18 protein-coding genes are annotated in these 20,143 nt (G+C 70.8%); 12 read left to right on the top strand and 6 right to left on the bottom strand.

All coding sequences use genetic code 11. The features are described from left to right. Nucleotides 1–29 precede the first annotated feature (29 nt). The 3 genes from miv_RS12020 to miv_RS12010 form a co-directional block, all read right to left on the bottom strand. Nucleotides 30–890: an amidohydrolase family protein gene (locus miv_RS12020; RefSeq protein WP_082711406.1), complete on the bottom strand. Its 861-nt coding sequence runs from the start codon at nt 888–890 to the stop codon at nt 30–32. After that, nucleotides 887–1,309 carry an RbsD/FucU family protein gene (locus tag miv_RS12015; RefSeq protein ID WP_048428863.1) on the bottom strand — a complete coding sequence of 141 codons (423 nt, stop codon included), beginning with the start codon at nt 1,307–1,309 and terminating at the stop codon, nt 887–889. The genes miv_RS12020 and miv_RS12015 overlap by 4 nt, the downstream gene beginning before the upstream one ends. Before the next feature lie 236 nt (nt 1,310–1,545). Next, entirely contained in the window at nt 1,546–2,574 is a 1,029-nt protein-coding gene (locus miv_RS12010) for an aldo/keto reductase (protein WP_058617393.1), read from the bottom strand. Nucleotides 2,575–2,864: 290 nt separating this feature from the next. Between miv_RS12010 and miv_RS12005 the strand changes: the two genes are divergently transcribed. The 3 genes from miv_RS12005 (at nt 2,865) to miv_RS11995 (ending at nt 6,213) form a co-directional block, all read left to right on the top strand. Continuing rightward, nucleotides 2,865–3,638, top strand: coding sequence for a GntR family transcriptional regulator (locus miv_RS12005; protein ID WP_058617394.1), 774 nt, complete (start codon nt 2,865–2,867; stop codon nt 3,636–3,638). Then, the gene (locus miv_RS12000; protein ID WP_082711405.1) at nt 3,635–4,519 is read left to right on the top strand and encodes a dihydrodipicolinate synthase family protein; all 885 of its coding nucleotides are present in this window, start codon (nt 3,635–3,637) and stop codon (nt 4,517–4,519) included. Before miv_RS12005 ends, miv_RS12000 begins: the two co-directional genes overlap by 4 nt. A gap of 242 nt (nt 4,520–4,761) precedes the next feature. Further along, nucleotides 4,762–6,213: an FAD-binding oxidoreductase gene (locus miv_RS11995; RefSeq protein ID WP_207182968.1), complete on the top strand. Its 1,452-nt coding sequence runs from the start codon at nt 4,762–4,764 to the stop codon at nt 6,211–6,213. A 133-nt stretch (nt 6,214–6,346) separates the two neighbouring features. Here the strand turns inward: miv_RS11995 and miv_RS11990 are convergent, their stop codons facing one another. After that, nucleotides 6,347–7,357, bottom strand: coding sequence for a LacI family DNA-binding transcriptional regulator (locus miv_RS11990; RefSeq protein WP_207182967.1), 1,011 nt, complete (start codon nt 7,355–7,357; stop codon nt 6,347–6,349). Nucleotides 7,358–7,610: 253 nt separating this feature from the next. On the opposite strand from miv_RS11990, the gene miv_RS11985 reads away from it, so the two are divergent. The 6 genes from miv_RS11985 (at nt 7,611) to miv_RS11960 (ending at nt 14,336) form a co-directional block, all read left to right on the top strand. Then, the gene (locus miv_RS11985; protein ID WP_207183468.1) at nt 7,611–8,957 is read left to right on the top strand and encodes an LLM class flavin-dependent oxidoreductase; all 1,347 of its coding nucleotides are present in this window, start codon (nt 7,611–7,613) and stop codon (nt 8,955–8,957) included. Beyond that, complete coding sequence (locus miv_RS11980) at nt 8,954–9,505, top strand: flavin reductase family protein (RefSeq protein ID WP_207182966.1); 552 nt, start codon at nt 8,954–8,956, stop codon at nt 9,503–9,505. Before miv_RS11985 ends, miv_RS11980 begins: the two co-directional genes overlap by 4 nt. 74 nt (nt 9,506–9,579) lie before the next feature. Further along, on the top strand, nt 9,580–10,947 hold the full coding sequence (locus miv_RS11975) for an acyclic terpene utilization AtuA family protein (RefSeq protein WP_207182965.1): 1,368 nt from the start codon (nt 9,580–9,582) through the stop codon (nt 10,945–10,947). A 2-nt stretch (nt 10,948–10,949) separates the two neighbouring features. Next, complete coding sequence (locus tag miv_RS11970; protein ID WP_207182964.1) at nt 10,950–11,276, top strand: DUF4387 domain-containing protein; 327 nt, start codon at nt 10,950–10,952, stop codon at nt 11,274–11,276. 436 nt (nt 11,277–11,712) lie between these two features. Next, the gene (locus miv_RS11965) at nt 11,713–13,095 is read left to right on the top strand and encodes an MFS transporter (protein ID WP_048429457.1); all 1,383 of its coding nucleotides are present in this window, start codon (nt 11,713–11,715) and stop codon (nt 13,093–13,095) included. 62 nt (nt 13,096–13,157) lie between these two features. Further along, nucleotides 13,158–14,336 carry an iron-containing alcohol dehydrogenase gene (locus tag miv_RS11960; protein WP_207182963.1) on the top strand — a complete coding sequence of 393 codons (1,179 nt, stop codon included), beginning with the start codon at nt 13,158–13,160 and terminating at the stop codon, nt 14,334–14,336. A 157-nt stretch (nt 14,337–14,493) separates the two neighbouring features. Here the strand turns inward: miv_RS11960 and miv_RS11955 are convergent, their stop codons facing one another. After that, nucleotides 14,494–14,694, bottom strand: a complete 201-nt coding sequence (locus miv_RS11955) for a hypothetical protein (RefSeq protein WP_207182962.1) — start codon at nt 14,692–14,694, stop codon at nt 14,494–14,496. A 187-nt stretch (nt 14,695–14,881) separates the two neighbouring features. Between miv_RS11955 and miv_RS11950 the strand changes: the two genes are divergently transcribed. Further along, a complete protein-coding gene (locus miv_RS11950; protein ID WP_207182961.1) occupies nt 14,882–16,249 on the top strand; it encodes a GGDEF domain-containing protein in 1,368 nt (455 codons plus the stop codon). A gap of 137 nt (nt 16,250–16,386) precedes the next feature. Next, nucleotides 16,387–17,316 (top strand): amino acid ABC transporter substrate-binding protein, encoded by a 930-nt coding sequence (locus tag miv_RS11945; RefSeq protein ID WP_207182960.1) that lies wholly within the window; start codon nt 16,387–16,389, stop codon nt 17,314–17,316. A 153-nt stretch (nt 17,317–17,469) separates the two neighbouring features. Here the strand turns inward: miv_RS11945 and miv_RS11940 are convergent, their stop codons facing one another. Then, nucleotides 17,470–18,204 carry a GntR family transcriptional regulator gene (locus miv_RS11940; RefSeq protein WP_082711402.1) on the bottom strand — a complete coding sequence of 245 codons (735 nt, stop codon included), beginning with the start codon at nt 18,202–18,204 and terminating at the stop codon, nt 17,470–17,472. A gap of 227 nt (nt 18,205–18,431) precedes the next feature. Here miv_RS11940 and miv_RS11935 point away from each other — a divergent pair, with 227 nt between their 5' ends. Then, nucleotides 18,432–20,033 carry an ABC transporter substrate-binding protein gene (locus miv_RS11935; RefSeq protein WP_207182959.1) on the top strand — a complete coding sequence of 534 codons (1,602 nt, stop codon included), beginning with the start codon at nt 18,432–18,434 and terminating at the stop codon, nt 20,031–20,033. Nucleotides 20,034–20,143: the final 110 nt, after the last annotated feature.

Here is a 20,143-nt window from a genome sequence, read left to right as displayed (position 1 = left end):
CGGTTCGATGCCGGACCGACGGCTTCGCCTCAGCCTGACCGGGCGAGGCCGTCGTCCGACAGCCCGTAGACGCGTGTCGCGTTGCCGCCGAAGATCTTGGCCATCGCCGCCGGGCCGAAGCGGGTGCCGAGCAGCGCCCGGGCGGCATGCGCGACCTCGCCGTAGGTCGCAGCCAGCGTCGCCACCGGCCAATCCGAGCCGAACAGCAGACGATCCTCGCCGAAGCACGCCGCCACATGGTCGATATAGGGGGCGAGATCCGCCAGCGACCAGTCCGCCCGCGCCTCGGTGACGAGGCCCGACACCTTGCAGGACACGTCCGGGAACGCCGCCAGGGCCGCGATGTCGGTGCGCCAGGGATCGAGGTCGCCCGTCGCGACCGGGGGTTTGGCCATGTGGTCGATCACGGCCCGCAAGGCGGGCACCCGGGCCAGCGCCTCGGCGACGTGCGGCAGGTGGCGCGGCAGGGCCAGGATGTCGAAGGCGAGCCCGCTCTCGGCCACGCGCCGCAGATTGGCGAGCACGCGCGGGCGCAGGAGGAAGCGGTCGTCGGCGTGATCCTGCAGCATCGGGCGCAGGCCCACGAGAAGCGGGTTCTTCCGGTAATGCGCCAGGCGCTCCGGGAAGGCCTCGGAGTCCATGTCGAGCCAGCCGACGACCCCGGCGACGAACCCGGTTCGGGCGGCGATCTCGAGCAGGAAGTCGGTCTCCGCCTCGGTCTCGGCCGCCTGGACCAGGATGGTGCGGGCGATGCCGGCCCGGCGCAGCAGGGGCGCGAGGTCGTCCGGCATGAAGTCGCGCAGGAGGGGCGCGACGTGCTCGCCGATCCAGCCGTAATCGCCGCGCGCCACGCGCCAGAAGTGCTGGTGGCTGTCGATCGCCCCGTTCACGGGTAGATCACGCCCTTGCGCAGGAGGAAGTTGGCGTAGAGCCGCCGCTCGCCGCTGCGGATCACCGCGTAGGCGGTGCGGGTACGGGCGTAGAAATCGGGGATCGGCATCTCGGTGATCGTGATCGGCCGCCCCTCGGCGCGGTCGGCGCTCGCCTGGTAGCCGTCATAGAGCGGCCGGGTCTCGGGCGGGGCCTGCATCACCGCCATCGGGCTCGCGACGAAGTCGTCGAGGGGCAGGAGCGACAGGATCGCGTCGAGCAGGGCCGGCGCCGTCGTGCCCGGCATGTCGACGAGGCGCCGGGCGTTGCTCGCCGAGGGGAAATTGGCATCGGCGACGACGATCTCGTCGCCGTGCCCCATGTCGTCCAGGATGGCGAGGAGTTGCCCGTTGAGCAGCGGGTCGATGGTCTTCAGCATGGCGTTTCCTCGCACCGGTTTCCGTCCAGGGGCCGGCATCGACGCCGCTTGTATCGCCCCATGGACCGGTTTCCCAACGGCATTCTTCGCGGGCGGAACCGGCCCCCGTCGCTTGTCCCCGAGCACGATCCGCCTGCCCGGCGGTCCTGTCCTGCCGCCGCTTCCCGGCGAGCGCCGGCGCGGCGGGCCGGCGCTTTCCCGGGCGGGACCGGCCCGCTCACGCGGATCCGCGGCGGTCACGGCGACGCGATCAATCCCTTGTCGTCCAGGCTCCGCCACAGCGCGTCGGGGATCGGCTGCTCGAACCACGCCACGTTCTGCTGCAGCTGGGAGGCGGTCTTGGCACCGATGACGACGTTCGCGGTCGCCGGATGACGGAAGGGGAACTGGATCGCGGCGGCCTGCAGGGGCACCCCGAACGCCCGGCACTCCGCCTCGAGCGCCTCGGCCTTGGCGAGGATGCCGGGCGGCGCGTCGACGTAGTTGTACTTCTTGCGGCCCGACGTGGAGGCCAGGATGCCGGAATTGAACACGCCGCCCATGATGAGGGCGACGTCCCGGGCGAGCGCCTTGGGAAGAAGCGCGTCCGCCGCCGAGCCGTCGAGCAGCGTGTAGCGGCCGGCCAGGAGGCAGACATCGAGGTCGGCCTCCTCCATCGCCTCGAGGATCGCGTCGTTCTCGTTCACGCCGAGGCCGAAGCCGGCGATCAGCCCGGCCGATCGCAGCTCGGCCAGGGCCCGGAAGCCGCCGCCCCTGGTGAGCGCGGTCCAATGATGCGCATGCGCGTCGCCGTGGGTGACGCGGCCGATATCGTGGACGAACAGGATGTCGAGCGCCGACAGGCCGGTGCGCTGGCGCGAATCGTCGTAGGACCGCAGGATCGCGTCGTAGGAATAGTCGAAGACCTCCCGGAACGAGAGGCCGTTGTGCCAGCCGGAATCGAACGCGTTGCGGGCCGCCTCCGGAGGCAGCGGCCGGCCGGGCCGGTCGAAGCTCATCAGGCGCCCGACCTTGGTCGAGACGACGAAGCCCCCGGGCTCCTCCTCGCGCAGGCGCTCGCCGACGAGGTGCTCCGCGCGCCCGAGCCCGTACATCGGCGCGGTGTCGAAATGGCGTATGCCCGCCGCGAAGGCCGCCTCGATCGTGGCGCGGGCATCCGCCAGCGCCACCGGCGCATAGAGCCCGCCGAGCGGCGCGGTGCCGAGGCCGAGCGCCGTCAGTTCGAGGCCGGCCCGCTTGAGCGGGCGCTTGTCGGATACCTTCATCGATCCATCCCCAAAGGCCGAACGGTTTGACGGTCAGGGTGCTGGCGGAGGGCGAAGGGTCTCGGGCCAGGGCAACGTTCGGGCCCGCCGCTTCGCCTCGCCGCGGCATGGGAACGGATGCGGGCTCCTGCCGGCTGCATCGGCCTCATGGTTCCTCCTCGGACCGGATGCCCCGTTCACGTCCCTGCCCCGCCCGTGTCCGATCGAGATCCCGAGACGCGGTCCCATCGCGGCGTGTCGGAGAATCCTTAGTGATTGACAGACTAACATGTCAATGAGAGACGGGTGACATGAGACAGCGGGACCAAGCCTACGACGCCTTCGTCCAGCAATTGCTCGACGGGCGTCTGGCACCGGGCAGCTTCGTGACGCAGCGCGAGCTGGTGGCGCTCACCAGCCTGCCGCTCGGCGCCGTGCGCGAGATGATCCCGCGGCTCGAAGCCGACGGGCTGATCTCGACCCTGCCGCAGCGCGGGCTCCAGGTCGCGGCCGTCGACCTGCGGCTGGTGCACGAGGCGTTCCAGCTGCGGGAGATCATCGAGACCGCGGCGGTGGCGCATTTCGCCCGCACCGCACCGGCCTCCCTGGTGGCCGGCCTGCGGGCCGCGCACGCGCGGATCAGCGCGGAGGCGGCGGACGGCGTCACCGACGCGCTGATCCGGGAGGCACAGGCGACGGATTGGGGGTTTCACGACGCGGTCGTCGCGCATCTCGGCAACGGCCTCGTCTCGGAGATCCACCGGGTGAACCTCATCCGCATCCGGGTCATCATGCAGAGCCGCATCGCGCTCTCGCCCGAGGTGCTGCCGCCGGCCTTCGCCGAGCACGCGGCGATCCTCGCGGCGGTCGAGGAGCGCGATGCCGAGGCGGCGGTCGCGGCCCTGCGCCGGCACCTCGAGACCTCGCGCCGCCGGGCACTCGGGCTCGAGACCGGGCGCGAGGCCGATCGCCACGCCGCGGCCGGCGAAAGCCGGGCCTCCGCTCCCCTCGATCCCAACGGGCCGGACAGGCCGGCCGCCCTCGACGTCACGGGGCGCAAGGCGCCCACTCGGAGGACCGCATGAACGACGCCATCACCGGCCTGTGGGTCGCCCTCGCCACGCCGCTCACCGAGGCCGGCGCGGTCGATCACGGCGCCATGCTGCGCCACGTCCGGTTCCTGCTGGAGCGGGGTTGCGACGGGGTCGTGCCGTTCGGCACCACCGGCGAGGGCACCTCGTTCTCCGCGCACGAGCGCCTCGCCGCGGTCGAGGCCCTGCTCGCCGGGGGAATCCCGGCCGCGAAGATCGGGCTCGGCGCGGGCTATCCGGCGATCCCGGACGCGATCGCGCTGACGAAGGCGGCGCTGAGCCTCGGGCTCGTCCACGTCCTCGTGCTGCCGCCCTACTTCTACCGCGACGTGAGCGAGGCCGGGATCGTCGACGCCTTCGCGGCGATCCTCGACGGCGTCGGCGACGACCGCCTGCGGGCGACGCTCTACCACATCCCGCAGACCTCCGGCGTCGCCCTGCCGCCCGCGGCGGTCGCGGCTCTGCGGGGGCGCTACGGCCGGCTCGTCGCCGGCGTGAAGGACAGCTCGGGCGACTTCGCCCAGTTCCGGGCCTTCCGGGCGGCGGCCCCGGAGGTCGCGGTCTGCGTCGGCAACGAGGCCGATATCGGCCGGGCGCTCGCCGAGGGCGGCGTCGGGACGATCTGCGGCATGGCCAACCTCGTTCCCGGCCTGGTGCGGGCGATGTTCGCCGATCCCGCCGCTGCCGAGCCGATGCGGGCAGCGATCGGCCTGATCCGCGGGCCGTTCGTGCCGGTGCTGAAATCCGCGATGGCGGCGATGACCGGCGAGGCCGCCTTCGGCCGGGTGCGCCCCCCGCTGGTCGCGGCGGAGGCCGGCATCGGGCCGCGTATCGCGGCCGAGCTCGCCGGTCTGTCGCACGCTGCGGCGGCGTGAGGCCTGCAAGAGCCTGTTTGATGATCCCCGGCGGGACCGATACGCTCCGGTCCATCCCGGGGCCGCGCAGCGGAGCCCGGAATCGGGAATCGGGGAGCATCACCCGAGCGTCGCGAATCCGGGATCCGCTCGCACGGCCCCGGACCGACGCGGTGGAGGTCGCGTCTGCCGCCCGATCCGACACATCGCGAAGACCACGCGGACGAGCGGCGATCCACGCGGCCTCGAGGGAGGGAAACAGGATGACGGCGATGCCGGACGCGTCCCGCGACGGGGCGGTCGTCGACGCCCTCGTGGCGGAACTGGGTGAGAAAACGGTGCTCGCCGGCGCCGACCGGCCGGCCCGCAACGCCTCCGACTGGAGCACGCTCGGGCCCCAGGCCCCCCTGGCGGTGGTCCGGCCCGCGACCACCGAGGCCGTCGCCGCCGCGATGCGGATCTGCGCGGCCCATGGGGTGCCGGTGGTGCCCCAGGGCGGCCTCACCGGCCTGTGCGGCGGCGCCCGCCCGCTGCCCGGCTCCGTCGCCCTGTCCCTGGAGCGCATGACCGGAATCGAGGCGATCGACCCGGCCTCCGCCACCATGACGGTCCGGGCGGGCACGCCGCTCCAGGCGGTCCAGGAGGCCGCCGACGCCGCGGGCTTCCTGATCCCGCTCGATCTCGGAGCCCGGGGCTCCTGCGCCATCGGCGGCAACGCGTCCACCAATGCCGGCGGCAACCGGGTCATCCGCTACGGCATGACCCGCGAGATGATCCTCGGCCTCGAGGTGGTGCTGCCCGACGGGAGCATCGTCACCAACCTCAACCGGATGATCAAGAACAACGCCGGCTACGACCTCAAGCACCTGTTCATCGGCTCGGAGGGCACGCTCGGCATCATCACCCGGCTGGTGCTGCGGCTGTTTCCCAAACCGGCCTGCACCTTCGCGGCGCTCTGCGCCCTGCCGGACTACGAGTCCGTCGTCGGCCTCCTCGCGGCGGCCCGGCGGGGCCTCGGCCCGATGCTGTCGGCGTTCGAGGTGATGTGGCCGGATTACTGGGACACGATCCACGCGATGCCGGGGATGCGGGTGCCGCTCGCGCCGGGGCACGCCGTCTATTGCCTGATCGAGGCGCAGGGCACCGACGAGACCTTCGACGCGCCGCGCTTCGAGGCCTGGCTCGAACGCCAGGCCGAGGCGGGGCTCCTCTCCGACGCGGTCCTGTCCCGCTCTCTGTCCGACGTGAAGACCTTCTGGGGCGTGCGCGACGCCTGCTCGGAATTCCCGCAGGTGCTCGGGCCGCACGAGCCGTTCGACATCGGCCTGCCGGTGGCGGCGATGGACGATTACGTGCGCGCCTGCAAGGCGGCGCTGGACCGGCGCCTGCCCGGCATCACGGCCTTGTTCTACGGCCATATCGGCGACGGCAACCTGCACATCGTCGCCGGGCTGAAGGGCGCGAGCCCCCAGCCCAAGGATGCGATCCAGGAGGTGGTCTACGACTTGGTGCGCGAGTTCGGCGGCACGGTCTCGGCCGAGCACGGCATCGGGCTGACCAAGAAGCCCTGGCTCGGCCACGTCCGCTCGGATGCCGAGATCGCCCTGATGCGGCGTGTCAAGGCGGCGCTGGACCCCGCCGGACTGCTCAATCCGGGCAAGGTGTTGGCCACCGAGGTCTTGGCCACCGAGGTCTCGCCCACCGAGATCTCATAGAGCCCGCTCGGCGCTCTCGGCACCCTGCTCGTCGTCCCGGGTCCGCGAATGCCGGCCTGTTCGTCGAACTGTTCGGTTCGAGGGCGCTGGGCGACGCCCGAACGGGCGTCGGCGCCGATGCCACGGCGCAAGGTCATGAAGCCCTCGCGCCGCTCGAGCCGCGCTCGATGAGCCGGCCGCGCAGGGAGATCGTCTCGTCGGGCAGGCCCTTGTCGCGCATGCGCGCCTGCAGGAGATCGAGGCCCCGGCCGATCATCGCGACGACCGGCTGCTCGACCGTGGTCAGGTCGTAGACCGGCCGCGCCGATTGCGGCAGCCCGTCGAAGCCCACGACCGCGATGTCCCGCCCGACCGCGACGCCGGCGAGGCGCAGGGCGTCGAGCACGCCCCAGGCCATGATGTCGCTGACGGCGTAGACCGAATCCGGCCGCTCCGGCGCCGGCAGGGCCGCGATGTGCCGGCCCGCCTCGAAGCCGCCCTCGTAGGTCGAGCGGCCGTCGAGGCGGAGCGCCGGCGGATGACCGGCGGATTGCATGAAGTTCGTGAAGCCGGCATCGCGCTCGCGGGCCGTCGACGAGGCGGCGGAGGTCCGCACCAGCGCGGTCCGCCGCCGGCCCGAGCGCAGCAGCAGGTCTCCCAACTGGACCGAGCCGAAGGCGTTGTCGCAGACGACCGCGCAGGTATCGGCCTGCGCCACCCGGTTGACCATCACCACCGGCACGCCGTTCGCCGCGCACACCGCGCCGACATGCGAGGGCAGGTCGACGGAGCTGATGAGGCAGCCGTCGACCTGATACTGCAGCAGGGCGTCCGCCATGCTGTTCTCCATCGGTCCCGGCCCGGCATGGATGACGAGGAGCCGCAAGCCCCGCTCGCCGATCTGGCGCACCGCCTCGTAGAGCAGCTCGGTGTAGAACGGATTGGTGGCCGGCCCGATGACGATCCCGACGAGGCCGCTCCGGCCCGAGGACAGGGCCCGCGCCGAGGCGTAGGGCGTGTAGCCGAGCTCCTGCGCCACCCGGGCGATCCGTGCCCGCGTCTCCGGCGAGATGCGTTTGTCCCCCTTGAGCGCGCGCGAGATCGTCGACGCCGCCACCCCGGCCGCCTCCGCCACGGTGACGATCGTGGGTCTCTTCTCGCTCATCGACGGCCTCGTCTCGTCATCGAAACTATGCAAAAATTTGCGCATTCAGTTGCACTGCAAAACAACAAAACCCGCGCAATTGCCAGCGAAATCTGATCGTCGACGTTGACGTTCCCGAATTAGGGCGTTAGCTCTTGTCGAGAGTTGAGCAAACGTTTGCGCAAATGCGGACCTGTCCCACCACGGCGGAACGGGTCGGCGACGTCGCAACGAACAGGGAGTGCGCCGGGTGAGCGACAAGCGCCAGATCAAGATGGTCGGATTCATGCAAGCGCAGAACTGCTCGATCGCGCCAGGCTCCTGGCGGCATCCGGGCAGCGCCGCGGACTTCACGACCCCGGAGTACTTCCAGCGCCTGGCCCGGGTCATGGAGGAGGGCAAGTTCCACCTCACCTTCTTCGACGACCGGCTGGCCATGCCGGACATCTACGCCGACGACTACCGGGACGCTGTCGCCAACGGGGTGCGCGTCGTCAAGATGGACCCGTCCTGCATCCTCACGATGATGGCCGCGGTCACGACCCGGCTCGGCGTCGGCGTCACCTATTCCACGACCTATTACGAGCCGTTCCACGTCGCGCGCCTGTTCGGCACCCTCGACCTGATGAGCAAGGGCCGGGCGGCCTGGAACGTCGTGACCTCGCTCAACAATTCGGAGGCCGCGAATTTCGGCCGCACCGAGCACCTGCCGCACGACCTGCGCTACGACCGCGCCGACGAGTTCATGGAGGTCGTGCTCGGCCTCTGGGACAGCTGGGAGGACGGCGCTCTCTTGGTCGACAAGGAGAGCGGCCGCTTCGCCGATCCGGCCAAGGTCCACGCCCTGCGCCACGAGGGGCGGTACTTCTCGGCCAAGGGCCCCCTGCCGGTGCCGCGCTCGCCGCAGGGGCATCCGGTCCTGATCCAGGCCGGGCAGAGCGGTCGCGGGCGCTCCTTCGCGGGCCGCTGGGGCGAATTGATCTTCGTCGTCTACCCCAACCTCGCCGCCGGTCAGAAGCAGTACCGGGACCTCAAGGGCGCGGTCGCGGCGGCGGGACGGAATCCCGACAGCGTCAGCGTGTGCCCGGCCTGCTACGTCGTCGTCGGCGACAGCCAGGCCGCCGCGGAGGAGCAGCGCGAGTACCTGCGGGCGCTCGCCAAGCCCGTCGACGCGGTGGTGCTGCTCTCCGAGGCGCTGAACTTCGACTTCGCCTCCAAGGACCCGGATTCCGAGTTCACCGACGAGGACCTGACGCGGCTGTCCTGGAGCGGCTTTCGCGACCGCGTCGTGACGCTCAGCGGCAAGCCGAACCCGACGGTCCGCGACTTCGTCCACTTCTCGGGCCGCGGCACGATCGGCGAGTTCCCGATCTTCTGCGGCACGGCGAAATCCGTCGCCGACCAGATGGAGGAGTGGTTCGAGGGCGGCGCCTGCGACGGCTTCGTGCTCGCCGCCACCCACACGCCGGGCGCCTTCGAGGACTTCACCCGCTACGTCGTGCCCGAACTGCAGCGGCGCGGCCTCTACCACAAGGACTACGCCGGCACGACGCTCAGGGAGAATCTCGGGCTCGAGCGTCCCCTCGCCGGCGACTGGCGCAAGGAGGGCCGTCCGTCGTGAATGCACTGCTCAAGCCGAACCGGTTCGAGGGCACGCCGCTCGTCGACCCCGCGGAGTTCCGCCGCTGCATGCGCACCGTGCCCGGGGCCGTCGCGGTCATCACCTGCGGCGAGCCGGGGGACCGCACCGGGCTCACCGCGACGGCTTTCTGCTCGCTCACCGACGCGCCGCCGACGCTGCTCGTCTGCGTGAACGGCTCGGCCAGCGCGCATCCGGTGATCCGCCGAACCGGGCGCTTTGCCGTCAACATCCTGTCCGAGGCCGACCTCGACGTCGCCGGGCGGTTCGCGGGCCGGGACGGCCTCAAGGGCGAGGACCGCTTCGAGGGGCTGGCCTGCACCCAGGCGCCGGGCGGCGCGCCGATCCTCGCCGAGGCCCTGGCGAGCTTCGACTGCGTCCTCGAGGCCGAGCACCGCTACGGCACCCATTCGGTCTTCATCGGCCGCGTCCTGTCGGCCGCGACCGACCCGACGCGGCCCCCCCTCCTCTATCTCGACGGCCGCTTCGGCCGCTTCGCCGAGGACGCCGCGCGCGCCGCGTCACGATGATTCGGCCAAGACGATTTGAATCCGCCAAGACGATTTCGGCCCTGCCCCGCATCGCATAAGTCCAGGAGCGCCTCGTGAACGAATTCCGGATGCTCTCGACCAGCGGCATCCTCGGCTACGGCTTCGCCGAGGAATCGCTCAAGATCGGCATGACCTGGGAGCCGCACGTCATCGGTTGCGATGGCGGCAGCACCGATCCCGGTCCCTACTATCTCGGTGCGGGCAAGTCCTTCACCTCGCGCCTGTCGGTGAAGCGCGACCTGCGCCTGATGCTGCTCGCGGCGGTCGCGGCGCGAATCCCGTGCATCATCGGCACTTCGGGGGGTGCCGGCGGCGAGCCCCACCTCCAGGACACGGCCGCCCTGGTGCGCGAGATCGCCCGGGAGGAGGGCCTGTCGTTCAAGATGGCCCTCATCCATTCCGAGCAGCCCAAGGACTGGCTGCTCGACCGCATCGCCGGGGAGAAGGTCCGGCCCCTCGGCAAGATGCCGCCCCTCGACCCGGCGACCGTCGCGCGGGCCGAGCGCATCGTCGGCATGATGGGCCCCGAGCCCTTCGCCCGTGCGCTGGACGAGGGCGCGCAGGTGATCCTCGCCGGCCGCTCGAGCGATCCCGCGCAATGGGCCGCCCCGGCGATGCGGGCCGGCATCCCGCCGGCCCCGGCCTGGTACGCCGGCAAGATGCTCGAATGCGGCGCGGAGCCGACCGTGCCGAAGGAGCCGGACAACATCTTCCTGCGCGTGCGCGACGACCACATCGTCTGCGAGCCGCCGAACCCGATCCGCCGCTCGACCCCGCTCGCCGTGGCGAACTTCGCCCTGCACGAGAATGCGAGCCCGATCCACCATACCGAGCCCGGCGGCCTCCTCGACACCAGCGCCTGCACCTTCGAGGCGGTGAGCGACCGGGCGGTCCGGGTCGGCGGCATGACCTGGACGCCGGCCCCGACCTACACGGTGAAGCTCGAGGGCGTGGAGCGCGTCGGCTACCGGGCGATCACGATCTGCGGCACCCGCGATCCCGTGCTCATCGGGCAGATCGAGGGCTACCTCGCCACCCATCGCGACAAGGTCGCCGCCAAGGCCGCTTCCTTCGGGGTGCCACCGTCGGACTACACGATGGTGGTGCGGACCTACGGCAAGGACGGCGTGATGGCCGCCTGGGAGCCGCAGAGAGCGATCACCTCGCACGAGCTCGGCTTCGTGGTCGAGATCGTGGCCAAGACCCAGGACATCGCCAACGCCGTCGTGGCGATGGCCCGCACCTCGATGCTGCACGCCGACTTCCCCGGGCGCCTCTGCAAGGAGGGCAACATGGCCTTCCCGTTCAGCCCGTCCGACATCGAGCTTGGCCCGATGTACCGCTTCAGCGTCTTCCATGTCGTCGCGCCGAACGATCCCTACGAGATGTTCCCGATCGAATACGAGACGGTGAGAGGATAGCCATGCCGCGCATCCGCGATATCGCCCAGATCTGCAAGAGCAAGAACGCCGGCCCCTTCCTGGTCACGATCGATGTCCTGTTCGAGGACCATGCGGTCTACCGGGAGGTGAAGGCGACGGGGGTGCTCAACGCGGCCCTCTTCGCGCGCCTCTACGGCGTGCCCGAGGAGGACGTGCTGTTCACGCCCTACGACACCGCCGCGGCTTTCAAGGCCACCCTGCCGCGCCTCGTGCCGGCCGGCGACATCGGCGACACCGACGTCTACGGCGCCCAGCAGCACGCGCCGCTCCTCGACGTCGAGATTCCGATCGACCGCCCGGTCCCCTGAGGCCGGAGGCCCGCCCGGCCCCCTGAGGCCGGAGGCCCGCCCGGAGGACCCGCGTCGGGGCGGGCTTCCGGTCCTGCCTGGCGGCGTCCTGCGCCTCGTCGGCATCGTCATCCGGCGCCGCCTCGCCGAATCGCCGAGCATCCGGCGCCCGAAGCCAACGGGCCTCGATCCCGCCGCGGCGACGCGGGCTCGGCGACGCGTCCTCGCCGAGGTGGCGCGGACGGAGGGCGGCTCCTGGAGCCGCTTCATGGCGCCCCACGCGGTCCGCATCGCGGAAGACGAAGGCGGCTTCGCCGTCCGCCTCCCGTGCGAGGACGCGGGTCCGGCCTGAGGACCCGCCTGCGAGACCCCGCCTGCGAAGATCTGCGCCCGAGCGGCGCGGGACGACACCAACGACCCTGCGCCGATGCGGCGCTGCGGCGAGGAGGAGACGCCCATGACGAGGTCATCCATCGGCCACCGGCTCGACCGGTTGCCGCGCGGCAAGTTCCACACCCGCATGCTGTTCCTCGTCGGAGCCGGCATGTTCTTCGACGGCTTCGACATCTACCTCGCGGCCGGCGTCCTCGGCGCCCTGGTGCGCGAGGGACTGTCGGACGTCGACCGCAACGCCTGGTTCATCTCGGCGACCTTCGCCGGCATGACCGTCGGCGCCTGGCTCGCCGGAGTCCTGGGCGACCGCTACGGGCGGCGCTTCACCTACCAGTTCAACCTCGCGGTCTTCGGAATCGCGTCGCTGGCCGCGGCCTTCGCCCCCGACATCGTCTGGCTCACCGCCTTCCGGTTCGTCATGGGGCTCGGCCTCGGGGCCGAGATCGTCGTCGGCTACGGCACCCTGTCGGAATTCATGCCCCCGGCGATCCGCGGCCGCTACGCGGCCCTGCTCGCGGTGTTCACGAACTCGGCCCTGTTCGTCGCGACCTTCGGCGGGTTCCTGATCATCCCGTATCTCGGCTGGCGCTGGATGTTCGCCATCGCGGGGATCGGCGCCGGCATCGTCTGGCTGATGCGCAAGAACATGCCGGAATCGCCCCGCTGGCTCGAGGCGAAGGGCCGCCACGCCGAGGCCGAGGCGATCACGCGCCGGATCGAGGAAGAGGCCTACGGAGCCGATTCCGTGCCCCCTGCTCCCGTCCAGCGCACCGCCCCCGCGGCGGTCGCGGAGGTCTCCCTCGCGACCCTGTTCCGGGGCCAGCTCCTCGTCCGTACGATCACCGGCATCGTCATCAACGTCGTCAACAACCTCATCACCCACGGCTTCATCACCTGGATGCCGACCTTCTTCCTGGCGCAGGGGCTGACGGTGACGCGCTCCCTGGGCTTCACCGCCGTGATGACGCTGGGGGCCCCCCTCGGCGCCTTCCTCGGCTGCCTGATGGCCGAGAGCATCGGGCGCAAGCGCGGGATCGTCCTGTTCTCCTTCGTGGCGCTCGCCATCGGGCTGGCCTACCCGCAGGCGTCGGATCCGATCCTGGTGATGGCGCTCGGCTTCTGCCTCGTCGCCTGCGTGTTCATCCTCGGCGCCCTGAGCATCGCCGCCTACGTGCCCGAACTCTTCCCGACCGAGATCCGGCTGCGCGGCGTCGGCCTGTGCAGCACGACCGGGCGGCTCGCCAATATCGGTATCCCGTTCCTGATCGCGTTCCTCTACACCAGGGGCGGGATCGGCGCCGTGCTCGGGCTGATCTCGGCCGGGCTGTTCGTCCAGGGCGTCGTCGTCGCCGTGCTCGGCGTCGAGACGAAGGGCATGGCGCTCGAGGCGGTCAGCGCGGAACCCGACGAGGGTCCTGTGGCCGCCGCCGCCCGCAGGCCCGCCTGAGGCCATCCGGGCCCGCGCTCGCGCGACGCCCGGCCGGCGGCCATCGACATGAGGACCACAGGATGACCCCGTTCACCTTCCAGACGACCCCGAACGTCCTGTTCGAGCCCGGAGCCGTCCGCAAGCTCGCGTCGATCGTCTCCGGCCTCGGCGCGTCCCGGGTGATGCTCGTGACCGACCGGGGCGTGCGGGGTGCCGGGCTCACGCGCGACGCGGAGGCCGGCCTCGCCGAGGCCGGCCTCGCGCTCACCGTCTTCGAGGACGTCGCCGCCGATCCGCCCTCGCAGGTCGTCGAGGCGGCGGTCGCGCGGGCGCGGGACGCCGGCGTGGAACTGGTGCTCGCGATCGGCGGCGGCTCGGCCCTCGATACCGCCAAGCTCGTGGCGTATCTGGTCCCGAACGACGAGCCCCTGGAGGCCCTCTACGGGGTCGGGCTCGCGACGCGGGCCCGGCTGCCGCTCGTCCTCGTGCCGACGACCGCCGGGACCGGATCGGAGGTGACGCCGATCGCGATCGTCACCACCCCGTCGACCGAGAAGAAGGGGGTCGTCTCGCCCCGCCTCCTGCCCGACTGGGCCGTCCTCGATCCCGAGCTGACGCTCGGCCTGCCGCCGGCCGTGACCGCGGCGACCGGCATCGACGCGATGGTGCATGCCATCGAGGCCTATACCAGCCGCCACCGCAAGAACCCGTTGTCGGACCAGCTTGCCCGACAGGCCCTGGCACTCCTGGCCGGGAGCATCCGGACGGCGTGCCGCGACGGCCGCGATCTCGACGCCCGGGCGAACATGCTGCTCGGCTCGATGCTCGCCGGCATGGCGTTCGCGAACGCGCCGGTCGCGGCCGTCCATGCTCTCGCCTACCCCATCGGCGCGCTCTTCCACGTGCCGCACGGATTGTCGAACGCCCTCGTGCTCACCGGCGTCGTCCGCTTCAACCTGCCCGAGGCCCGGAGCCTCTATGCCGAGCTCGCCCCGCTCCTCGATCCCGCGGCCGCCGGTCTCGCCGAGGACGAGGCGGCCGAGCGGTTTCTCGCGGCCCTCGAGCGCCTCTGCCGGGATTGCGGGGTACCGGCCTCCCTCGCCGAAGTCGGGATCACGGCCGGCGATCTCGACCGGTTGGCGCAGGACGCCATGAAGCAGACGCGCCTCCTGGTGAACAATCCCCGGGAGGCGACCTACGGCGACGTCCGGGCGATCTACGAAGCCGCTCTGCTTCGAAACTGGACGAGCGTCGACTGACATTCGACGTGCCGGGACCGGTGCCGCTCACCTCCCGGCACCGGCGCCCGATGACGGGCTGCCCCGGTCGCAGACGGCGCCCGAGGCAGGCCAGGTCGGGAGGACGGCCGGATCCAGCTGTCTGCTGCGGGCACCAATCCGGCGAGGCGTCCCGGTATCACGACATCGCCCGAACGATCCGCGATGCCGCGACCGAGCGACACTCGATATCGCCCTTCGACTGTTCCTTCGGCTCGGCGGTGATGGCGGACAGGATCACGGCGGCATCCCGACGCAAGGAGGCAAGATCGATCGCAGAAGCGGCCGGATCATCGGCGTGGCAATATTGCAATATTCCCATTTTTCGCGAATCCGTCACGGCTGCGCTGTCGATGTAAGAAAAAGCTGGCAATCCCGGAGGATCGACCAACGCTTTTAGGCGGCGGTAAGCACTTGCCGGACAACACTGACGGCGGAGGATGCTCGCCTTGCCGCTCTTGAGCCGTCACATCGCTGCACGAGGCCTGGCCTGGACGCGATCCCTGCTGGGCAGGATCACGATCTTCGTGCTGGCCTCCGTCATGCTGGCTTACGCCCTGGGGGCGGGTACGGCGCTGTTCATCATGGTCCGGGGCCAGTCCCGGCAATGGGAACACGATGCGGGTCTCTACGCGCAGGTGGCCAGCACGACGTTGCGCGGCATCTACACCTTCGTGTCGGTTCACGTCGATCGCGACGGGCGCGTGGACTGGATCGAAGCCGGCCGGCCGGTGGGAGACGATCAGTCGGTCGTGACCACCGGCTTCATGCCGGCGGACGTGCTCGCCCTCGCCTCGGCGCAGACGGGGCAGGACGTGTGGCTGGTGACGGCGGACGAGGCCGGCCGGCTCGTCAGCCTCAGCGACAGCCAGGGCCAGGGGTCGGGCTTGCGCTTCGCCTTTCCCGGCAGCGCGAACCAAACCCCCAGGCGCCTGTTCACCGGCTGGATCGAGGCCGGATCCAAGACCCATTTCGCCGGCTTCATGCCGATCCTGTCCAAGACCGGGCAGCTGATGGGAGGGCTGGTGGCCAGCGTCGGTTCGGCCGAGGTGCTGCTGGCGGCCCGCAACCAGGCGCTGTGGATGCTGACGCTGCTGATGCTGGTGACCTTGGCTGCCTCGGCGCTGGTGGTCGCGATCGCCCTGCGCCGCGCGTTCCGGCCGATCCCGGCCCTGACCGGCGTCCTGACCGCCCTGGCCGGCAACGACACGGGCGTCCGGATCCCGTTCCAGGAGCGGACCGACGAGCTGGGACGGCTCGCCGTCGCCATCGAGACGCTGCGCTGCGCGGTGGTGGAGCGGGGCCGGCTGCGCCGGATCGGCGAGCATGCGGCCGCGATGGAGCATCGCGCCCATCACGACAGCCTGACCGGGCTTCCCAATCGGGCCCGCTTCACCGCCTTGCTGGATGCGGCGCTGGAACGGACGACCGCCGGTCTCGCTGCCTACAACCTGATGCTGCTGGACCTCGATCGCTTCAAGGCGGTGAACGACACCCTGGGGCATGCGGCGGGCGATGCGGTGCTGGTCGAGGTGGGCCGGCGCATCGCACCGCTCCTGGCGCCCGACGACGTGGTGGCCCGGCTGGGGGGAGACGAATTCGCGCTGCTGCAGCGTGTGGACGGGAATGACGGCGTCCCGCGGGCCGAGCGCCTCGCCCACGCCATCGTGGCGTCGTTGGCGCGTCCCCTGGCCCATGGCGGCGCACCGGTGAGCATCGGCGTGAGCATCGGGATCGCCGGCGCACCGGAAGACGGCGTGGAGCGCAGCGTTCTCCTCGAGCGGGCCGATCTCGCCCTCTACGTCGCCAAGAAAGCCGGGCGCGGGCGCTTCGCGCGGTACCGGCCGGGCATGACGATGCCGGCGGAGGGCGACGGAGCGGCGCAAGCGGCCTGAGCGGATTTCGCCGAAGCGGTGACCGGCCGGCGCCGAAAATCGTCGACAAAACAATGACTTGAGCGGGCGAAGCGTTGGCCCGCCGACGCAAGTCCGCTGAGGATCGGCCGAGCGGGGACATGACGAGGGCGACGACCATGGAGCGCGGGGCGATGCGAGGCGTGCGAGGGCGGGTCGCGCGCGGGCTGCGGCTCTCGCTGATGCTGGCGATGGCGGTGGCGGTTGGCCGCGTCGGACCCTCGATGGCCGACGACCGACCGTCCGTGCTGCAGAAGATCGCGGCCACCAAGCGGATCACGATCGGCTTCCGGACCGGGTATCCCCCGTACTCGGACATGCTGGACGGCAAGCCTGCGGGTTACGTGATCGATCTCTGCCGGCACGTGGTGGACAACCTCCGCCAGACGCTCGGCGTCGATCGGCTCGATATCGACTTCGTGCCGATTCCCATGGCGGCCCGCTTCGTGATGATGCGCGAGGGGCGCATGGACATGGAATGCGCCGCGACCACCATCACGGCGGAACGCCAGCGGCAGGTCGGCTTCAGCAGACCGATCTTCTTCACCGCGACGCGCTTCGTGGCGCTGCGGCGCAACGGCTACAGGACCTTTGCCGATCTCGCCGGGCGGACCGTGGCCTCGCTGGCCGGCACCAGCGAGACCGGCGAGCTGAACGCGGCCAACAGACAGCGCAAGCTCAACATCGCGATCCTGCTCTGCCGGGAGGATGTCGAGGCCTTCGCGGCCGTCAAGACCGAGCGCGCCGCCGCCTACGTGATGGACGACGTGCTGCTGGCCGGGGTGATGGCGAACTGGGGCAAGTCGGATGACCTCGTCATGTCCGACGACACGCTCCGTGCCGCAGAAGCGTACGGCATCATGCTGCCGTTGGGCGATGAGGCGTTCGCCCGGGACGTGAACGCGGCGCTGGAGGCCACCGCCGCGAATGGTCGCTGGAGGGCGATCTACAATGCGTGGTTCCTGAGCCCGAATCCCTTCACGGGCCGGAGCCTGAATCTTCCCCTCTCGCCGGAACTGGAGGCCAGCCTTGCCCGCTTGGGCGGGTGACCCCGGTATCGCCGGGAACGCCCGATCTCGGGCTCCTGCTCGCATCGCATCAGTGGCGACGCGTCGGGTCGGGCTGATGGGGAGACGGCTCCTCCTCGCCGTCCGGATGGCGGGCATACGGCCGGAGAGGGCGAGGCTCGGATCCCGGGAGATTCACGGTCGACGCCGGGTTCCATCGCGCGTGTTCCCGATGATCGGGCCTGCGGCAGGGATCTCCTCGACCCGCTCCCGCGCCAGAAGCCCCTCGACCGAGCTCTCCACCAGCGTGACGTGCCGCAGCATGGCGGCATGGGCCTCGGCCGCGCGACCGTCGAGGATCGCGGCGACCACCGTGCCGTGCTCCATGTGCGACCGCGCGAGGCGTCCCGTCACGCGGAACTGCACCTCGCGATAGGGCTGGAGGCGCCGTCGCAAGGAGAGCGCGAAGTCGGCCAGCACGGCGTTGTGGGCGCCGGCATAGATCGATCCGTGAAAGGCGGTGTTGGCCCGCGCATAGGCCTCCGGGTCGCCGGCCCGGGCGAGATCGGCCATGGATTCGTGCAGGGCGTCGAGGCGGCGGCGCTCGAGCGGGCTCATCGACTGAGCGGCGAGCCGGGCGCAGGTTGCCTCGATCTCCGCCATCGCGACGAAGAGTTCGGCGAGCTTGCCCGCCGTGACCTCCGCCACCACCGCGCCGCGGCGCGGCCGCACCTCGACGAGGCCCGAGGTGCCGAGCTGGCGCAGGGCCTCGCGCACCGGCGTGCGCGACACCCCGTACTGATCCGCCAGAGCCTGCTCGTCGAGACGGCTGCCCGGTGCGAGCACCCCGGTGACGATCGCCTCGGCGATCGCGCCCGCCAGCCGCTCGGTCTGCGTGCGTCCCGACCTCTCGCCCGACCGCTCGTCCATCTCGCCCCCCCGAACGGCCCGACCCTGCCGCATCGTCACGCGGCTGGCCTGCCCGAAATTGCGGCGTCTACGCTCAAACTACATGCGTGCAAGATGCGACGAATGCATGCAGTCTAATCGCGTTGCATGCAATTTTTGGGACTGGGCCTGGTCCGGTCCGTGCCTCGCCGCGGTTCGCCGCCGGTCGCGGGCGCTCGCCTCCTCTCGCCAGACAAGGTTCGGGCCGCATGATCACCCGTCGCACCGCCCTCGCCGCCGGTCTGGCCGCGCCGTTCGTGGCGCGGTCGGGCGCGCAAGCTCAGAACCCGACCCGCAACGAGACCCTGCTCCTGGTGCAGGAATACGGGCCGAACTCCCTCGACATGCAGGGCATCGGCGCCTCGCAGCCGGTGAACGGGGTGGCGCTGAACTGCTACGACCGGTTGCTGCGCTTCAAGCCGGTGCCGATCCCGGGCGGCGGCGGCAACGCCGTGACGATGGGCGAGATGGAGGGCGAACTGGCCGAGAGCTGGCAGGTCGCCTCCGACGGGATGAGCTGCACCTTCAAGCTTCGCGACGCCAAGTTCCATTCCGGCCGGCCGGTCACCGCCAAGGACGTGAAGTGGTCGCTCGACCGGGCGGTCTCGATCGGGGGCTTCGCCACCACGCAGATGAATGCCGGCTCGCTGGAGAAGCCCGAGCAGTTCGTCGCCCTCGACGACAAGACGTTCCGCATCGACTTCGTCCGCAAGGACAAGATGACGATGTCGAATCTCGCGGTCACGATTCCCTTCGTGATCGATGCGGAACTGGCGAAAGCCAATGGCGGCGGCGACCCCTGGGCCAAGGACTGGCTCAAGAACAACGTCGCGGGGTCCGGCGCCTACCGGGTCGAGAGCTGGAAGCCCGGCGTCGAGACGATCTATGCCCGCAACGATGCCTGGGCGTCCGGCAAGCTGCCGCAGCTGCGCCGGGTCATCGCCCGCGACATCGCCTCGCCCTCGACCCGCCGGGCGCTGATCGAGAAGGGCGACGCCGACATCTCGTACGGGCTGCCGCCGAAGGACTTCAAGGACCTGATCGACGCCGGCAAGATCAAGGTCGTCGGCGTGCCGATCCCGAACGGGGTCTGGTCGGTCTATCTCAACACCGCGGTCGGGCCGTTCACCGATGTGCGCCTGCGCCAGGCGGTCGCCTGGGTGCTGCCCTACGAGAAGATCCTCCAGGCCTCCCTGTTCGGCCGCGGCCTCGACATGTCGGGCGGGCCGGAGACGCCGCGCGTCGCCTGGCCGCAACCCTTCCCCTACCGGACCGATCCGGCGAAGGCCAAGGCCCTGGTCCAGGCGGCAGCCCCCGGCGGTCTCACGACGACGCTGCTGTTCGATGCCGGCAACGCCACGGTGGCCGAGCCGATGGCGGTGCTGATCAAGGAGGCGCTCGCCGGGATCGGCATCACCGTCGAGATCGGAAAAATTCCGGGCGCGAATTTTCGGGGTGAGATCTCGAAAAAAACCAACCCGATGGTGCTGAACCGCTTCGCCGGCTGGCTCGACTACCCCGACTATTACCTGTTCTGGACCCTGCACGGGGCGAACTCGATCTTCAACATCGCCTCGTACCAGAACCCGGCTCTGGACAAGCTCATCGACACCGCCCGCTTCACCGAGGATCCGGCGATCTATCAGCGGAGCGTGATCGACTTCGTGTCGCTCGCCGAGCGCGAGGTGCCGATGGTGCCGATCGCCCAGCCGACCCATGACGTCGCGATGCAGCGGACGATCAACGGCTACCAGTTCCAGCCCTGCCGCGAGCCGGACTTTCGGTATCTGACCAAGGGGACGGCGTCGTAGGGCGCGTCGCTGCCCCTTTCTCTTTGTCTGAACTGTCCTGGGAAAGAAGAGGCGCGGATTTCCCCCTCCCCCCTCTGCGGGGGAGGGTGGCCCCCGGAGGGGGCCGGGAG

This window comes from Methylobacterium indicum, assembly GCF_017347565.1.
GTDB lineage: Bacteria > Pseudomonadota > Alphaproteobacteria > Rhizobiales > Beijerinckiaceae > Methylobacterium > Methylobacterium indicum.
This window is presented reverse-complemented; position numbering and strand designations above follow the sequence as displayed.